This window comes from Arthrobacter sp. ok909 (assembly GCF_900104405.1).
Lineage (GTDB): Bacteria > Actinomycetota > Actinomycetes > Actinomycetales > Micrococcaceae > Arthrobacter > Arthrobacter humicola.
This window is the reverse complement of the sequence record NZ_FNJS01000019.1, coordinates 26,444-40,262: the sequence shown is the minus strand read 5'-3', so window position 1 is coordinate 40,262 and position 13,819 is coordinate 26,444. Positions and strand designations below refer to the sequence as shown.

At 68.3% G+C, this 13,819-nt stretch carries 15 protein-coding genes; 7 read left to right on the top strand and 8 right to left on the bottom strand.

The window, feature by feature from the left end; translation table 11 throughout:
- The first annotated feature begins 88 nt into the window (after window positions 1-88).
- Together BLR03_RS15190 and pepN are read left to right on the top strand one after the other, a co-directional pair.
- Window positions 89-1,099, top strand: a complete 1,011-nt coding sequence (locus tag BLR03_RS15190; protein ID WP_091254126.1) for a YeiH family protein — start codon at window positions 89-91, stop codon at window positions 1,097-1,099.
- 34 nt (window positions 1,100-1,133) lie between these two features.
- The gene (pepN, locus tag BLR03_RS15185; RefSeq protein WP_091254125.1) at window positions 1,134-3,761 is read left to right on the top strand and encodes an aminopeptidase N; all 2,628 of its coding nucleotides are present in this window, start codon (window positions 1,134-1,136) and stop codon (window positions 3,759-3,761) included.
- A gap of 10 nt (window positions 3,762-3,771) precedes the next feature.
- Here the strand turns inward: pepN and BLR03_RS15180 are convergent, their stop codons facing one another.
- The 5 genes from BLR03_RS15180 to BLR03_RS15160 form a co-directional block, all read right to left on the bottom strand.
- Window positions 3,772-4,872: a lipoate-protein ligase LplAB gene (locus tag BLR03_RS15180; RefSeq protein ID WP_091254122.1), complete on the bottom strand. Its 1,101-nt coding sequence runs from the start codon at window positions 4,870-4,872 to the stop codon at window positions 3,772-3,774.
- 157 nt (window positions 4,873-5,029) lie between these two features.
- On the bottom strand, window positions 5,030-5,287 hold the full coding sequence (locus tag BLR03_RS15175; protein WP_090956047.1) for a type B 50S ribosomal protein L31: 258 nt from the start codon (window positions 5,285-5,287) through the stop codon (window positions 5,030-5,032).
- A 134-nt stretch (window positions 5,288-5,421) separates the two neighbouring features.
- Entirely contained in the window at window positions 5,422-6,231 is an 810-nt protein-coding gene (locus BLR03_RS15170) for a TrmH family RNA methyltransferase (protein ID WP_091254119.1), read from the bottom strand.
- Window positions 6,232-6,260: 29 nt separating this feature from the next.
- Window positions 6,261-7,046, bottom strand: a complete 786-nt coding sequence (locus tag BLR03_RS15165) for a sulfite exporter TauE/SafE family protein (RefSeq protein WP_091254117.1) — start codon at window positions 7,044-7,046, stop codon at window positions 6,261-6,263.
- An 18-nt stretch (window positions 7,047-7,064) separates the two neighbouring features.
- Window positions 7,065-7,850: an ABC transporter ATP-binding protein gene (locus BLR03_RS15160; protein ID WP_091254114.1), complete on the bottom strand. Its 786-nt coding sequence runs from the start codon at window positions 7,848-7,850 to the stop codon at window positions 7,065-7,067.
- A 132-nt stretch (window positions 7,851-7,982) separates the two neighbouring features.
- On the opposite strand from BLR03_RS15160, the gene serB reads away from it, so the two are divergent.
- Window positions 7,983-8,921 (top strand): phosphoserine phosphatase SerB, encoded by a 939-nt coding sequence (serB, locus tag BLR03_RS15155; RefSeq protein WP_091254110.1) that lies wholly within the window; start codon window positions 7,983-7,985, stop codon window positions 8,919-8,921.
- Window positions 8,922-9,021: 100 nt separating this feature from the next.
- Here the strand turns inward: serB and BLR03_RS15150 are convergent, their stop codons facing one another.
- Window positions 9,022-9,798 carry an SDR family oxidoreductase gene (locus tag BLR03_RS15150; RefSeq protein WP_091254107.1) on the bottom strand — a complete coding sequence of 259 codons (777 nt, stop codon included), beginning with the start codon at window positions 9,796-9,798 and terminating at the stop codon, window positions 9,022-9,024.
- Window positions 9,799-10,173: 375 nt separating this feature from the next.
- Here BLR03_RS15150 and BLR03_RS15145 point away from each other — a divergent pair, with 375 nt between their 5' ends.
- Window positions 10,174-10,548 carry a DUF5655 domain-containing protein gene (locus BLR03_RS15145; protein ID WP_091254104.1) on the top strand — a complete coding sequence of 125 codons (375 nt, stop codon included), beginning with the start codon at window positions 10,174-10,176 and terminating at the stop codon, window positions 10,546-10,548.
- A gap of 94 nt (window positions 10,549-10,642) precedes the next feature.
- Here BLR03_RS15145 and BLR03_RS15140 read toward each other — a convergent pair whose 3' ends face one another.
- Together BLR03_RS15140 and fabG are read right to left on the bottom strand one after the other, a co-directional pair.
- Window positions 10,643-11,062: an Hsp20/alpha crystallin family protein gene (locus tag BLR03_RS15140; protein WP_091254102.1), complete on the bottom strand. Its 420-nt coding sequence runs from the start codon at window positions 11,060-11,062 to the stop codon at window positions 10,643-10,645.
- A gap of 249 nt (window positions 11,063-11,311) precedes the next feature.
- The gene (gene fabG, locus BLR03_RS15135) at window positions 11,312-12,037 is read right to left on the bottom strand and encodes a 3-oxoacyl-ACP reductase FabG (protein ID WP_091254100.1); all 726 of its coding nucleotides are present in this window, start codon (window positions 12,035-12,037) and stop codon (window positions 11,312-11,314) included.
- Between the two features lie 154 nt (window positions 12,038-12,191).
- On the opposite strand from fabG, the gene BLR03_RS15130 reads away from it, so the two are divergent.
- Genes BLR03_RS15130 through BLR03_RS15120 form a run of 3 tightly spaced genes read left to right on the top strand, consistent with a single transcriptional unit; the run spans window position 12,192 to window position 13,819 of the window.
- Window positions 12,192-12,656 carry a DUF3099 domain-containing protein gene (locus BLR03_RS15130; RefSeq protein WP_091254098.1) on the top strand — a complete coding sequence of 155 codons (465 nt, stop codon included), beginning with the start codon at window positions 12,192-12,194 and terminating at the stop codon, window positions 12,654-12,656.
- Window positions 12,653-12,940: a hypothetical protein gene (locus BLR03_RS15125; RefSeq protein ID WP_091254096.1), complete on the top strand. Its 288-nt coding sequence runs from the start codon at window positions 12,653-12,655 to the stop codon at window positions 12,938-12,940. Before BLR03_RS15130 ends, BLR03_RS15125 begins: the two co-directional genes overlap by 4 nt.
- The gene (locus BLR03_RS15120) at window positions 12,941-13,819 is read left to right on the top strand and encodes an SURF1 family cytochrome oxidase biogenesis protein (RefSeq protein ID WP_091254093.1); all 879 of its coding nucleotides are present in this window, start codon (window positions 12,941-12,943) and stop codon (window positions 13,817-13,819) included.

Here is a 13,819-nt window from a genome sequence, read left to right as displayed (position 1 = left end):
GCCCCCGGCACGGCGCGGACGGCGCACGGGCGCCTGCCCGGGCGGCCGCAGTTACTGCTTTTCCGGCCGGGTACGGCAATGTAGGGTCGTGCCTCCCACCAGTTCCGCATCTGCGGCCGCGCCAGGTCTGCTGGGCGCCGCCGCGGCCGTTGCCGCCGCCGTCGCTGTCCACTTGTTGCTCCCCGCGCTGCCGGCGATGACCCTCGCCGTCCTCCTCGGGCTCCTGGCCGCCAATCTGCCGGGCGTGGCGGGCTGGACCGCGGGGCCGGCGCGTCCCGGGCTGGACTTCGCCGGCAAGCACCTCATGCGCGCCGGGATCGTGGTCCTGGGCCTGAAGGTTAGCCTCGGCGATGTGCTGGGTCTGGGCTGGGCCGCGCTGCTGCTGATTGCGGCTGTGGTGGCGGCGGCTTTCGCGGGCACCTACGTGATCAGCAGGCTCTTCCGGCTTCCTCCGCGCGTATCGCTGCTGGTGGCCACGGGGTTCGCCATCTGCGGGGCGTCGGCGATCGGGGCGATGGCCGCTGTGCGCCGGATCCGGCAAGAAGACACCGTGCTGCCCGTGGCGCTCGTGACGCTGTGCGGGACGCTGGCGATCGGGGTGCTCCCGCTGCTCGCGCGGCCGCTGGGCCTCGGGCCGGAGATCTTCGGGGCGTGGACCGGCGCCTCGGTGCACGACGTCGGACAGGTGGTCGCCACCGCCCAGACCGCGGGCACCGCCGCCCTGGCGGTCGCCGTCGTCGTCAAACTCACGCGGGTGATCCTGCTGGCACCGGTGGTCGCCGCCGCAGGCTTCCACCACCGGCTGGGCTCAGGATCCGACGGCGCCAAGCGCCCGCCCGTGATCCCGCTGTTTGTGCTCGGATTCGTGGCCCTGGCGGCCCTGCGCACCAGCGGCTGGCTCTCCCCCGCCGTCCTGGACGCTGCCGCCGTGCTCCAGGACGTGCTGCTGGGCATGGCGCTGTTCGGACTGGGCTCCGCGGTGCGGGTGGGCCAGCTCCTCCACACCGGCGCCCGCGCGCTGCTGGCCGCGCTGGCGTCCTGGCTGCTGATCGCCCTGCTCGGGCTGGGCGCCGCGTTCCTGATGTTCCCGCCGGCGTGATCCGGCACACAGGCTCCCGTGATTAGATAGCGGGGTGTCGAATCAGAATCTGAGCCGTGACGAAGCCGCGGCCCGCTCCGCCCTCATCACCACGCACAGCTACGACATCTCCCTGGACGTCCGGCAGGCAGCGGACCCGGGTGTCGCCGGCTACACGAGCCGCAGCGTCATCACGTTCTCGGCCAGCGAACCCGGAGCGTCGACCTTCGTGGACTTCATCGCGGGCAGCGTGCACAGCGTCTTCCTCAACGGCAAGGGCCTGCCCGTGGCCGACGTCGTGGACGGCTCCCGCATCCGGCTCGACAACCTGCAGCCCGAGAACCAGGTCACCATCACCGGGACGGCCCTGTACAGCACCTCCGGCGAGGGCATGCACCGCTTCGTGGATCCCGCCGACGGGCAGTGCTACCTCTACACGCAGTACGAACCCGCCGACGCGCGCCGGGTCTTCGCGAACTTCGAGCAGCCCGACCTGAAGGCCGAGTTCACGTTCCATGTCATGGCCCCGTCGGACTGGCAGGTGTCCTCCAACGGTGCTGAGGTCCTGCGCACCCAGCTAACGTCCGACCCCGCCACGAGCCGGTGGGACTTCGCCCCCACCAGGCCGATGTCCACGTACATCACCACCGTCCTGGCCGGGCCGTACTTCAAGGCCCGGGACGCGTGGAGCGGCACGCTGGCCGACGGCACGGTCCTGGACGTGCCGCTGGCGCTCTACTGCCGCGCGTCCATGGCCGCGTCCTTCGACGCCGGGGCGCTCTTCGGCCTCACCAAGAACGGGCTGTCCTTCTTTAACGAGCTTTTCGATTTCCCCTACCCGTGGGGCAAGTACGAGCAGGCCTTCGTGCCCGAATACAACCTCGGCGCCATGGAAAACCCGGGACTCGTGACCTTCACGGAAAGCTACGTCTTCACCTCCCGGGCGGCCGATTCGCAGTACCAGGCCCGCGCCAATACCCTCCTGCACGAGATGGCACACATGTGGTTCGGCGACCTCGTCACCATGAAGTGGTGGGACGATCTGTGGCTCAAGGAATCCTTCGCGGACTACATGGGCACCCTGGGCGTGGACCGGACCACGGACTGGGACACGGCCTGGGTGAACTTCGCCAACAACCGCAAGGCCTGGGCCTACGTGCAGGACCAGCTCCCCACGACGCACCCGATCGTCGCCGACATCCCGGACCTCGAGGCCGCGAAGCAGAACTTCGACGGCATCACGTACGCCAAAGGCGCGTCGGTCCTCAAGCAGCTCGTGGCTTACGTCGGGTTTGAGGCGTTCATTGCCGGGTCCAGGCAATACTTCAAGGACCACGCCTACGGCAACACCACCCTGGCCGAGCTGCTGACCGCGCTGAGCTCGGCATCCGGCCGCGACCTCGCGCAGTGGGCCCGGCAGTGGCTGCAGACCTCCGGCATCTCGACCCTCTCCAGCGAGATCACGATTGCCAGCGGGACGGCGAACGCGGACGAGCTCGGCGCCGTCGCCGTATTGCAGGACGCCGTCGATCCGGCCAGCGGGCTGCAGGAACCGCGGCCGCACCGGCTGCGGATCGGCCTCTACGACTTCGACGACGCCGGCGCCCTGGTCCGCTCGGACAGCGTCGAGACCGACGTCAGCGGCGACCGGACCGACGTCACAGCGCTGGCGGGTAAACCGCGGCCCGCCCTGCTGCTGGTCAACGACGACGACCTCAGCTACGCCAAGGTCCGGCTGGACCCGCACTCCGAGACCACGGTGCGCAGCTCCCTGGACAAGCTCAGCGACCCCATGGCACGGGCGCTGTGCTGGACGGCGCTGTGGGACTCGGCCCGTGACGCGGTCACACCGGCCGCCCTCTACGTCGACGCCGTCCAGCGCTTCGGACCCGCCGAAACCGGAATCGGGGTCCTCCTGAACGTCCTGGGGAACGCCTCGACGGCGGTGGAACGCTTTGTGCCCCGGGGCGCGCGGGACACCGTGCGCCGCTGCTTCCTCGACACCGCTGCCGAACAGCTGCAGGCGGCAACGCCCGGGTCCGACCAGCAACTGGCCTGGGCCCGGACCCTCGCCGCCACCAGCCGGTACGACGCCGCCCGGCTCGATCTCCTCAGGGGCATCCTGGACGGCAGCACGGTGATCGACGGCCTCGCGGTGGATGCCGAGCTGCGCTGGAACCTCTGGCACGCCCTCGCCGCCCACGGCCAGGCCTCTCAGGCGCAGCTCGACGAGGAACTTACCCGGGACAATACGGCGGCGGGCAAATCCGGCCACGCCACGGCCCTCACAGCCCGCCCGGACGCGTCCGTCAAAGCGGCTGCCTGGGACGCCGCCGTCCACGGCACGGGCCTGTCCAACCAGCTCCTCAGCGCCACCATCGCCGGATTCAACACCGGGGCGGCCGCACTGCTCGCCCGGTTCATTGACCCGTACTTCGAATGCCTCGAGCAGGTCTGGGCGGACCGGAGCATCGAGATCGCCAGCCGGATTGTCCGCGGCTTCTACCCTGCGGGCCAGGACCTCGACGGCCACGGCGGGACGCCCGAGACCCACCCCGTGATCGTCCGCACCGACCGCTGGCTGGCGGCCCACCCCGGGGCGCCGCGCGCCCTGCGCCGGATCATCATCGAACAGCGCAGCCACCTGCACCGTTCTCTTAAGGCGCAGGCCCTGGACGCCTAGGCCTGCACCGTTACGGCACCCGGTGGAGCCATTCCGCGGTGCCGAACTTGGTCTCGACGCGGCGGCCGGCCGCCTCGAGCTCGGCGTTGGTGAGTTCGGACGGCGTCGCGCCATAGCGTTCGGCGAAGACGTCCATCATGGCCGCGACGATTTCGGCGCGGGCCAAGCCGGTCTGGCGCCGCAGCGGATCCACCCGCTTTTTCGCGCTCCTGGTGCCCTTGTCCGACAGTTTCTCCTGCCCGATGCGCAGGACCTCGACCATCTTGTCGGCGTCGATGTCGTAGCTCATGGTGACGTGGTGCAGCATCCCGCCGTTGGCGAGCCGCTTCTGGGCCGCCCCGCCGATCTTGCCATGCTCGGTGGCGATGTCATTGAGGGGCACATAGAAGGCGCTGATGCCGACCTTCTCCAGCGCGGCCATGACCCAGGCGTCCAGGAAACTGTACGAGTCCGCGAAGCTGATGCCGTCCACGAGGGTCTGCGGGAGGTAGAGCGAGTAGGTGATGCAGTTGCCGGCCTCCATGAACATCGCTCCGCCACCGCTGATCCGGCGGACCACGCTGATGCCGTGCCGGGCCACACCTGCCGGGTGGAGCTCATTGCGGACGGACTGGAAGCTGCCGATCACCACGGAGGGCTCCTCCCAGTCCCAGAACCGCAGGGTGGGATTGCGCCGCCCGGCCCCGACCTCCTCGGTCAGGACTTCATCCAGGGCAACGTTGACGTGGGTGGGCAGGACGGACGGGGCGATGATGTTCCAGTGGTGGTCCCCCCAGCCCGTGGCCTTCGCCAGGGCGCGGCGGACGGTGACCGCGACAGCGTCGGCGGAAAAGCCGAACAGCACGGCGTCTTCGGGCAGGGCCGCCGTCACGGCGGCCGCGATGTCGGCGGCGCCGGTGTCCAGGGCCAGCCCGGTGAGGGCCCGGTTGATCTCCGGCAGCGCCTCGTCCGGCTCCAGGAAAAAGTCTCCGCTGAGCGAGACGTTCGTCAGCACACCGTCCACGACGTCGAAATCGGCGACCACAAGTTTGCCGCCCGGGACCTTGTATTCGCCGTGGTGACGGCCGCCGTCGTCGTTCGCGGAACCGGAAGCATAGGGAAGGGTCGTCATGGCATTAATCCTGCCACGGCAACCCTGCCGGCGGCGCGACGGAAGCGACGGCGGCCCGGCGCCGCCTGCGGCTCGACGCACGGCGGAACGCGAGGGCCACGCAAAAAGCCCGCACCGTTGCCGGTGCGGGCTTCCTACAAGACCTTGGGGAAGAAAGTTACTTCTTGCCGCCGAAGCCCTTGAAGCGAGCGTTGAAGCGCTCGACGCGGCCTGCGGAGTCCATGATGCGCTGCTTGCCCGTGTAGAACGGGTGGGACTCGGAGGAGATTTCGACGTCGATGACCGGGTAGGTGTTGCCGTCTTCCCACTCGATGGTCTTGGAAGAAGACACGGTGGACTTGGTCAGGAACTTGACGCCGGAAGCCAGGTCGTTGAAAACAACAGCTTCGTACTTCGGGTGGGTATCAGACTTCATAATTGGACCTTTGTTCGCACAACTGGATTTTGCCAGCTGCCAGGTATGAATGGGATGGCCGACGGAAAGCACCGGACGGCCAGCTATCAATCATAGCGGAAAGCGGACGGAGTGACGAACGCCGTTTGCGCACGTCAGCCCTTCGGGCGGAGCTCCCAGAACGCGACCGCCGACGCCGCCGCGACGTTGAGTGAATCGACGCCCGGGCGCATCGGAATCTTCACGGCGAGGTCGACGGCGGCCAGGGTGCCTTCGCTCATGCCCGCCCCCTCCGTGCCCAGCACCAGCGCCAGCCGCTCGGGGCGGCGGGCCGCGAGCTCGTCCAGGTCCACGGCGTCATCCGTGAGCTCCATGGCGGCCACGGTGAAACCCTGCTCCCGGAGCGCGGCCAATCCTCCCGGCCAGTCTTCCAGCCGCGCCCACGGCACCTGGAACACCGTGCCCATGCTGACCCGCACGCTGCGCCGGTACAGCGGATCCCCGCAGCGCGGTGACACCAGGACGGCGTCCACGCCCAGGGCTGCGGCGGAGCGGAAGATCGCCCCCACGTTGGTGTGGTCCACGATGTCTTCCAGCACGGCCACCCGGCGGGCTCCCGCGAGCAGTTCCGCCAGGGGCACCGGGGCGGGCCGGTGCATGGCGGCCATGGCGCCGCGGTGCAGGTGGAAGCCGGTGATTTCCTCCAGCAGCGCGGCCGGGCCGACATAGGCCGGGACGTCCGGGTACTGCGCAAAGACATCCGCCAGGTCCTCGGCCCATTTCTCGGCCAGGAAGAAGGACCGCGGCCGGTGCCCCGCCGCCAGGGCCCGGCGCAGGACGCGGGAAGACTCCGCAATGTACAGGCCCTCGGCGGGTTCCCTGACCTTGCGCAGGTGCACGTCCGTGAGTTGGGTGTAGTCGGAAACCCTCGGGTCGTCGGCGGAGTCAAGATAGTAAAAAGTCACGGGCAGGTCATTTCAGCAGGTTCGTGTGGCTATTTGAAAAGGTTGGCGATCATGAATCCCAGCGCCGCCATGCCCAGGACGAAGATGACCCCGCGCAGGACCACCGGAGAAAGCCGGCGCCCCACCTTGGAGCCAATCAGCCCGCCGATCAGGGAGCTCACGGCGATCAGGCCGACCACGCCCCAGCTGATCCGGTCGAAGGCGAACAACAGGTACGAGCAGGCGGCGATGACGTTTACGCCCAGGACCAGGATGTTCTTCATCGCGTTGGCGTTCTGGATGGTCCCGGTCATGAACACGCCCAGGATGCCGACCAGCAGGATGCCCTGGGCCGCGACGAAGTAGCCGCCATAGACGCCGGCCAGGTACACCAGCACCACCAGCAGCACACCGTGGCGGCGGTCCCGGATCGCGTGCTCGGGGTTCTCTTCCCGGTTCTTCACCCACCGCTGGAGCCGCGGCTGGAAGGCCACCATCAGCAGGGCCAGCACGATCAGGACGGGGGCAGCGTAGTAGAAGACCTTCTCGGGCAGGTGCAGCAGCAGGTAGGCGCCGGTCACGGCGCCCAGCAGCGAGGCCGGCAGGAGCCGGAGCAGCTGCTTGCCCCGGCCGGTCAGCTCCCTCCGGTAGCCCCAGGCGCCGGCGGCATTGCCGGCCACGAGTCCCATGGCGTTGCTGATGGACGCGGTGACGGGAGGGTAACCCAGGGCGATCAGCACCGGGAAGGTGACCAGCGTGCCGGAGCCGACGACGCTGTTGATGGTGCCCGCCCACAGCCCGGCGAAGAAAATGAAAACGCTATTGAGGAGCTCCACGCGCGGTCAGCGGCCCCGTCAGCGGCTGGCGGTGGCGGTGTACCGGCCGGCGGTGACGGTGACGTCCAGCGGCAGGCCGAACGTCGCGCTCAGGTTTTCGGCCGTGAGGACCTCGGGCAGCGGGCCGGAGGCCACCACACCGCCGTCGCGCAGGAGCATGGCGTGGGTGAAGCCCGGCGGCACTTCCTCGAGGTGGTGCGTGACCAGGACAATTGCCGGGGCCGACTCATCGCGGGCGAGTTCGCTCAGGCGCTGGACGAGGTCCTCGCGGCCGCCGAGGTCCAGCCCGGCGGCGGGCTCGTCTAGGAGCAGGAGTTCAGGGTCGGTCATGAGGGCCCGGGCGATCTGGACGCGCTTGCGCTCCCCCTCGGAGAGTGAGGCGAAGGGGCGGTTGAGCAGCGGGCCCATGCCCCACTCGTTCAGCAGCCCAAAGGCGCGCCGTTCGTCGTCCTTCTCGTAGCCTTCGCGCCAGCGGCCGGTCACGCCGTACGCGGCCGTGACCACCACGTTGAGGACCTTTTCCTGTTCCGGGATCTGGCTGGCCAGCGCTGCGGAGGACAGTCCGATCCGGGGCCGGAGTTCAAAGACGTCGACGGCGCCCAGCACTTCCTCCAGGATGCCCGCCGTGCCGGACGTGGGGTGGATCCGCGCCCCTGCCAGCTGGAGAAGAGTGGTCTTGCCGGCGCCGTTGGGTCCCAGGATCACCCAGCGTTCGCCTTCCTTGACCTGCCAGTCGACCTTGTCCAGGAGGGTCTTAGCCCCACGTACAACGCTGACGCCGGCCATTTCAAGAACTTCACTCATAGGAGTAGACACTAGGACAAAAAAGCGGACGACTGATAACCGGCGCCGCGGGCTGCCGTGGGGCGTCACGCGGCGGGGGCCGATGCGCAACGAATTCGGGCCGTCCGGCGCCCGCTCGCTAGGATTGAAGCCATGAGTTCGAACGTGACCGCAGTCAGCTACGGCCTGAAACTGTCCCTTCCCGACATCCAGCGTCTGCGGTCGCTCCTCACGGACGCGGGGCTGAGCGTCGACGCCGAAACCCGCACCGGCGACGGCCGCTTCGAGGTGTATGCGGCGGACTGCGCACTGGACTCCCTCAATGCAGAGCCCGGAAACGCCGATGCCTATGCCGAAGCCTCCCTCGGGGCGTCGCAGCTGGAGGGTCCGCGCCGCACGCTGGCGGCCTCAGGCATCGACGGCGTGGATACGGCCCTGGTTCCCGCGGAACTGCGCAACGCGCCGCGCAAGTTCCTGATCATGGACGTGGACTCCACGCTCATCCAGCAGGAAGTGATCGAGCTCCTGGCCGCCTATGCCGGCAAGCGCGAGGAAGTGACCGCGGTGACCGAGGCGGCCATGCGCGGCGAGCTGGACTTCGCACAGAGCCTGCACGCCCGGGTGGCGGTGCTCGCCGGGCTGCCGGCCGACGTCGTCGAAAAGGTCCGCGCCGAGGTCAAGCTGACCGACGGCGCCGCGGAGCTCGTGGCGGCGTTCCAGGCCGCCGGCCACGCGGTGGCCGTGGTGTCGGGCGGGTTCAACCAGATCCTCCGGCCGATCGCCGAGGACCTGGGCCTGCACTACTGGATTGCCAACGAACTCGAGATCATCGACGGCGCGCTGAGCGGCAAGGTGATCGGCGACGTCGTCGACCGCGCCGCCAAGGAGAAGTACCTGCGCGAGTGGGCGGCGGCCGAAGGCATCCCGATGCAGCACACGATTGCCGTGGGCGACGGCGCCAACGACCTCGACATGCTCGGCGCCGCCGGAATCGGCATCGCGTTCAATGCGAAACCGGCCGTCCGCGCGGCCGCAGATGCCGCCGTGAACCTTCCCTACCTCGACGCCGTGCGCTACATCGCGGGGGTCTGACGCTCTTCCGTTGCGTTAACTGCGGGATGGCACGTCACGGCAATGTTTTGGGGGAAACATTGCCGTGACGTGCCATCCCGGCCGGCGCCGGCCTGAGGTCCTAGTGGGAACCCTTGTCGGCCGACTTGGCTGCGGTCTTATCGAAATAATCGGCGCCCCCGACGTATTCGGTGTGGCCCGTCTCGACGTCGGCCGTGGCCATCTTGGCGACCTCGGCGCCGAACTCCTTGACCGAGTACAGCTTGCCGGCCTCGGCACGGCGGGCCTCGATGGCGCCGGGGTTGGACCGGTCAAGCAGGGTGGCCGTGACGGTGCCCTCGATCATGTCGCCGGAAACGACCACGAGTGAGATGCCCTTGTCCGCCAGGTCCGGGACGAGTTCGCGCAGGGCGTTCTCGCCCGCGCGCTTGCTGCGCGCGACGGGCTCGTACTCGGGCATCGTGGGCACGGTGTCGATGAAGTGGGCCTGGTGGCTGGTCACGAAGACCACGCGGGAACCTTCCGGCATGAGGGGCGCCGCGGCGTTGAGCATGTTCACCTGCGCGTCACGGTTCAGCTTCAGGGCGTAGTCCTCTTCCATGCCGGTCTCCATGCCGCCGGAGGCATTGAGGACCAGGAGGTCGAGCGAGCCGAAGTTCTCCATGGCGGCGCTGGCCAGGGCCTGGACGCCTTCCTGGGTGGTCAGGTCAGCGCCGACCGCCACCGCGCGGCCGCCGGCGGCCTCGATCTCGGCGACAACCTTGTTGGCGCGCGGCGCCTTCTGACGGTAGTTCACAACCACGGCCGCACCCTCGGCGGCGAGGAACTTGGCGACTTCGGCGCCGATTCCGCGCGACGAACCGGTCACGATCGCAGTCTTGTTCTCCAGCAGTCCCATACAAGCTCCTTTGTTCCAAACGTCCAAACACTGTGGGTCTGCAATCCATCATGCCAGCGGATAGCGCCTTTTCAGTTGTTCAGCCTCCACAAAGAAGCCCCGGCGGCGTAGTTCCCGGTGCATGGCGGCTCCACTGATTCTCCCCTGCACCTCCCCTGCGCGGGACATGCTCTCCGTGTGGGCTCTGGACTGGACATGTGGCCCATATGTCCGGTGCCGGGGGCCAGGACTGGACATGTCCCCGCGGTTGGGGTCGCGGGCGGCGACCAGGACTGGACATGTCCCCCGGGGACGGCACGGGCCGCCGTGGGCTGCGTTTGGCTGAGCCTCGGCCGGCCCTGTTGTGGAGAGCCGGCCTGGCGTAGGCTCGCGGCCATGGAACGCCCGGCCGCCGAGTCGACACCGGAGGAGGCCTTTAGCGGCTCGCCGCGGGGCCTGGCGCTGTTCAGGGCTGTGGAGGAATTGCTGGCACATCCGGTCCCGCCGGAGACCCGGGCAACCAGGAGCCAGGTGGCCTTCCGGGAGAACCGCGGGTTTGCCTACGTGTGGTGGCCCGGACGCTATGTCCGCTCGGACGTTCCGGCAGTGCTGTCGATCGCCGCGGGCAGCCGCATCGACTCATCAAGGTTCAAATCAGTGGTCAACTCGTCCCCCGGCGTCTGGATGCACCACTTGGAGCTTCGCTCGGAAGATGACCTCGACGCCGAGGTCGCGGGCTGGCTCCAGCGGGCCCGGGACGAGGCCCGCTGATGCCGCGGCGGCACCTGCCGCCAGCCTCATCGCACCGGCAAGTACAGGGTGAGCACGCACAGAGTCAGCGAGTGCCGTCTCGACCAGCGCCGTATCAGCTGCGGTCGATCCGGATCTTCTTTGTGGTTTCGACGGGCGCCACCTCGGGCGCCGGGGCGCGGACTTCGAGGACGCCGTCCTTGTAGGTGGCCGTGACGTCTTCTTCCTTCGCTCCTGCAGGCAACGCAATGCTTCGTGTGGCCGAGCCGTAACGGAATTCCGAGCGGTAACCGGTCTTGCTCTTTTGCTCGGACTTTTCCTCCCGCTCCACTGAGATGTTCAGCATGCCCTCGCTGACCGAGACGTCGACGTCCGTGTCGGGATCGATGCCGGGCACTTCGGCCCGAACCACCAGGGTGTTGCCCTCCTGGAACTGTTCGATCTTGATGCTGGGCGCCAGCGTCAGATCGCCCTCAAGGAAGCGGCGGACAGGTTCCAGCATGTCCGAGGGCGTCCATTTGCTCAGATCACTCATGATTTTCCTCCTGCGTCCACGCCCCTGCCGCGGCAGGTCAGGGGCTGTGAGCCCATTACACGCTCCCGGGCCCGCACTGCCAAGGGCAAAAAGGCCCGGCGTCGAGGAGTCAGGCGGGCGTCCCGGGGATGGAGGCGCCGGCCGGCAGACGGCAGCGGACGACGGCGGTATGCGCCGTCGTCCGCTGTGCCCACCGCGCCCGGCACGGCCGGTGCGCGCGAGGCGGCCGTGCGCCGCCGTCGGCGGGGCTTAGTGGCCCATGCCGAGGCCGCCGTCGACCGGAATAATCGCACCGGAGATGTAGGAAGCCTCGTCGCTGGCAATCCAGCGAACGACGTTGGCGACCTCGGAGGCTTCGGCGAAGCGCCCGGCGGGAACCTTGGTCAGGTAGTCCTTCTGGGTAGCCTCGGGCAGTTCGGCCGTCATATCGGTGTTGATGAAGCCCGGTGCCACCACGTTCGCGGTGATGCCGCGGCCGCCGAGCTCGCGGGTGAGCGAACGGGCGATGCCCACGAGGCCGGCCTTGGAGGCCGAATAGTTGATCTGGCCCGGCGCGCCGTACATGCCGGAGACCGAGGAGATCAGGACCACGCGGCCCTTGCGCGCCCGGATCATGCCCTTGGACGCGCGCTTGATGACGCGGAAGGCGCCCGTGAGGTTGGTGTCGATCACGGAGGTGAAGTCGTCTTCGCTCATGCGCATCAGGAGCGTGTCCTTGGTGATGCCGGCGTTGGCGACGAGTACCTCGACGGGGCCGTGGGCGGCTTCGACGGCGGCGAACGCGGCGTCAACCGAGGCTTCGTCCGTGACGTCCGCCTTGACGCCGAGGATGCCCTCGGGCAGGGGTGATTCGCTGCGGAAGGTCACTGCGACCTTGTCGCCGTTGGCCAGGAAGGACTCGGCGATAGCCAGGCCAATCCCCCGGTTTCCGCCGGTGATCAGAACGCTGCGGCCGGTGGTGGGTGTTTCAGACATGCGGGGCTCCGGAATTCTGCGGCAGGGAAGGCCGCGCTGGGGGGGGGCTGGATTTTTCCTGCCTCCGATCTTAGCGTCCGGTTCGCATCCGTTTGGGCGGCTCCGCCGATGGTGAGAGAATCGGAGTAAGCCTTGGGAGCGTGATCTAACAGCCGTGACACTCAAAAACCGACCCGGTGTTCCTGTGCCCGGGAGGCCGGACGCCGAGTCCGGCGGCACCGAGGTGCACAGCATTACCGACGCCGCTGCCGCGCACTCGGACGAGATGCGCCAGCGGATGATCAAATACGCGATCGCCATGGGGATCCGCATGGTTTGCCTGATCCTCATTTTCGTCGTGGACGGCTGGTTCAAGCTCCTTCCCGTCCTGGGGGCCGTGTTCCTGCCGTGGGTTGCGGTGGTGATCGCCAACGGCAGCGACAAAGCGGAAATCCACAGCGATTCCCTCCTGGACTATGTGCCGCAGGTGGAGCTGGACGCCCCGGCCGCCACAGACCCGGGTCAGGCGTCCGCGCCCGCCGGGGCAGACGACGCGGATGACGCCGGCGTGACGCTGCTGCAAGGCGAACTGATCGATGATGAGAACGACGACGACACCCACGGACGGGCAGCTTCATGAACCTCTTTGACCTGGCCGGGAACGGCGGCGGCACCGCCGCGGCCCCCGGCACCGTCTGCTCGCGGAAGGCCTGCCGCGAGCAGGCGGAATGGCAGCTCCTGTGGAACAACCCTAAGATCCACACCCCGGAGCGGCGCAAGATCTGGCTGGCGTGCGGTGAACACCGCGCCTGGCTTGAGGACTACCTCCAGACCCGCGGGCTGTGGAAAGAGACTCTGGCCCTCGAAGCGACCCCGTCCTTCGACAAGACTGCGCCCCTGGACCCGTCAGGCAGGATCGGCTGAATGTACCGCTTTCTTTTCTCCAGCAAGTGGCTGGGGTACTTGCTGCTCGCCGCGATCTTCGCCGCCGCCTGCGTGGGGCTTGGCCGGTGGCAAATGGACCGGCGCGCCGAGACTCTGGCTGAAATCAACCGGGTGGTCTCCAATTACTCCGCCACACCGGTGCCCTTCTCCGCCGTCCGGGACCAGTTCACCCGGCTCGATCCGGAGCGCGAGTGGACCCAGGTGGAACTCAAGGGCAGCTACGACGCCGCCGGACAGCGCGTCGTCCGCAACCGGCCGCTGAACGGCCAGCCAGGATACGAGGTGGTGGTGCCGCTGAGGCTCGAATCCGGAGAAACCGTGGTGATTGACCGGGGCTGGCTGCCGATCGGGAACAACACGCCGGGCCGGCCCGACACGGTGCCCGCGCCGCCGCAGGGACCTGTGACGGTGGTTGCCCGCCTCAAAGCCGGCGAACCCGAGCTTCAGCGCGGCGCCCCTGACGGCCAGCTGGCCTCGATCGATCTCTCGACCTATTCCACACAACTGGGATATCCGCTGCTCAGGGGCGCCTACGGACAGCTTGCCTCGGAGTCCCCCGCGGTGCAGGCCATGCCCTTCCCGTTCCCCAAACCGTCCACCGATGAAGGAACCCACCTTTCCTACTCCCTGCAGTGGTTCGCCTTTGGCGTGCTGATGTTCGTTGGCTTCGGTTATGCGGCCCGGCAGCAGGCCCGTAACGCTGCGATGGATGCCGAGGACGCCGAAGCGGAGGCCGCCAACGGCGGATTCCTGCACTCCAGCGGTCCGGTGGCCCGGCGTCGTCCTGTCCCCCGCAAGCGGAAGAACGCGACCGCGGAGGAAGAGGAAGACGCGATTCTGGACGCGCAGGGCTACTGA

Bases quoted from the DNA above. Each gene is read 5' to 3' on its own strand.
- BLR03_RS15180 (WP_091254122.1), bottom strand. From the start codon at position 4,872: ATGACGACCCTTCCCTATGCTTCCGGTTCCGCGAACGACGACGGCGGC.
- BLR03_RS15175 (WP_090956047.1), bottom strand. From the start codon at position 5,287: ATGAAGTCTGATACCCACCCGAAGTACGAAGCTGTTGTTTTCAACGAC.
- BLR03_RS15160 (WP_091254114.1), bottom strand. From the start codon at position 7,850: ATGAGTGAAGTTCTTGAAATGGCCGGCGTCAGCGTTGTACGTGGGGCT.
- serB (WP_091254110.1), top strand. From the start codon at position 7,983: ATGAGTTCGAACGTGACCGCAGTCAGCTACGGCCTGAAACTGTCCCTT.
- BLR03_RS15150 (WP_091254107.1), bottom strand. From the start codon at position 9,798: ATGGGACTGCTGGAGAACAAGACTGCGATCGTGACCGGTTCGTCGCGC.
- BLR03_RS15145 (WP_091254104.1), top strand. From the start codon at position 10,174: ATGGAACGCCCGGCCGCCGAGTCGACACCGGAGGAGGCCTTTAGCGGC.
- BLR03_RS15140 (WP_091254102.1), bottom strand. From the start codon at position 11,062: ATGAGTGATCTGAGCAAATGGACGCCCTCGGACATGCTGGAACCTGTC.
- fabG (WP_091254100.1), bottom strand. From the start codon at position 12,037: ATGTCTGAAACACCCACCACCGGCCGCAGCGTTCTGATCACCGGCGGA.
- BLR03_RS15125 (WP_091254096.1), top strand. From the start codon at position 12,653: ATGAACCTCTTTGACCTGGCCGGGAACGGCGGCGGCACCGCCGCGGCC.
- BLR03_RS15120 (WP_091254093.1), top strand. From the start codon at position 12,941: ATGTACCGCTTTCTTTTCTCCAGCAAGTGGCTGGGGTACTTGCTGCTC.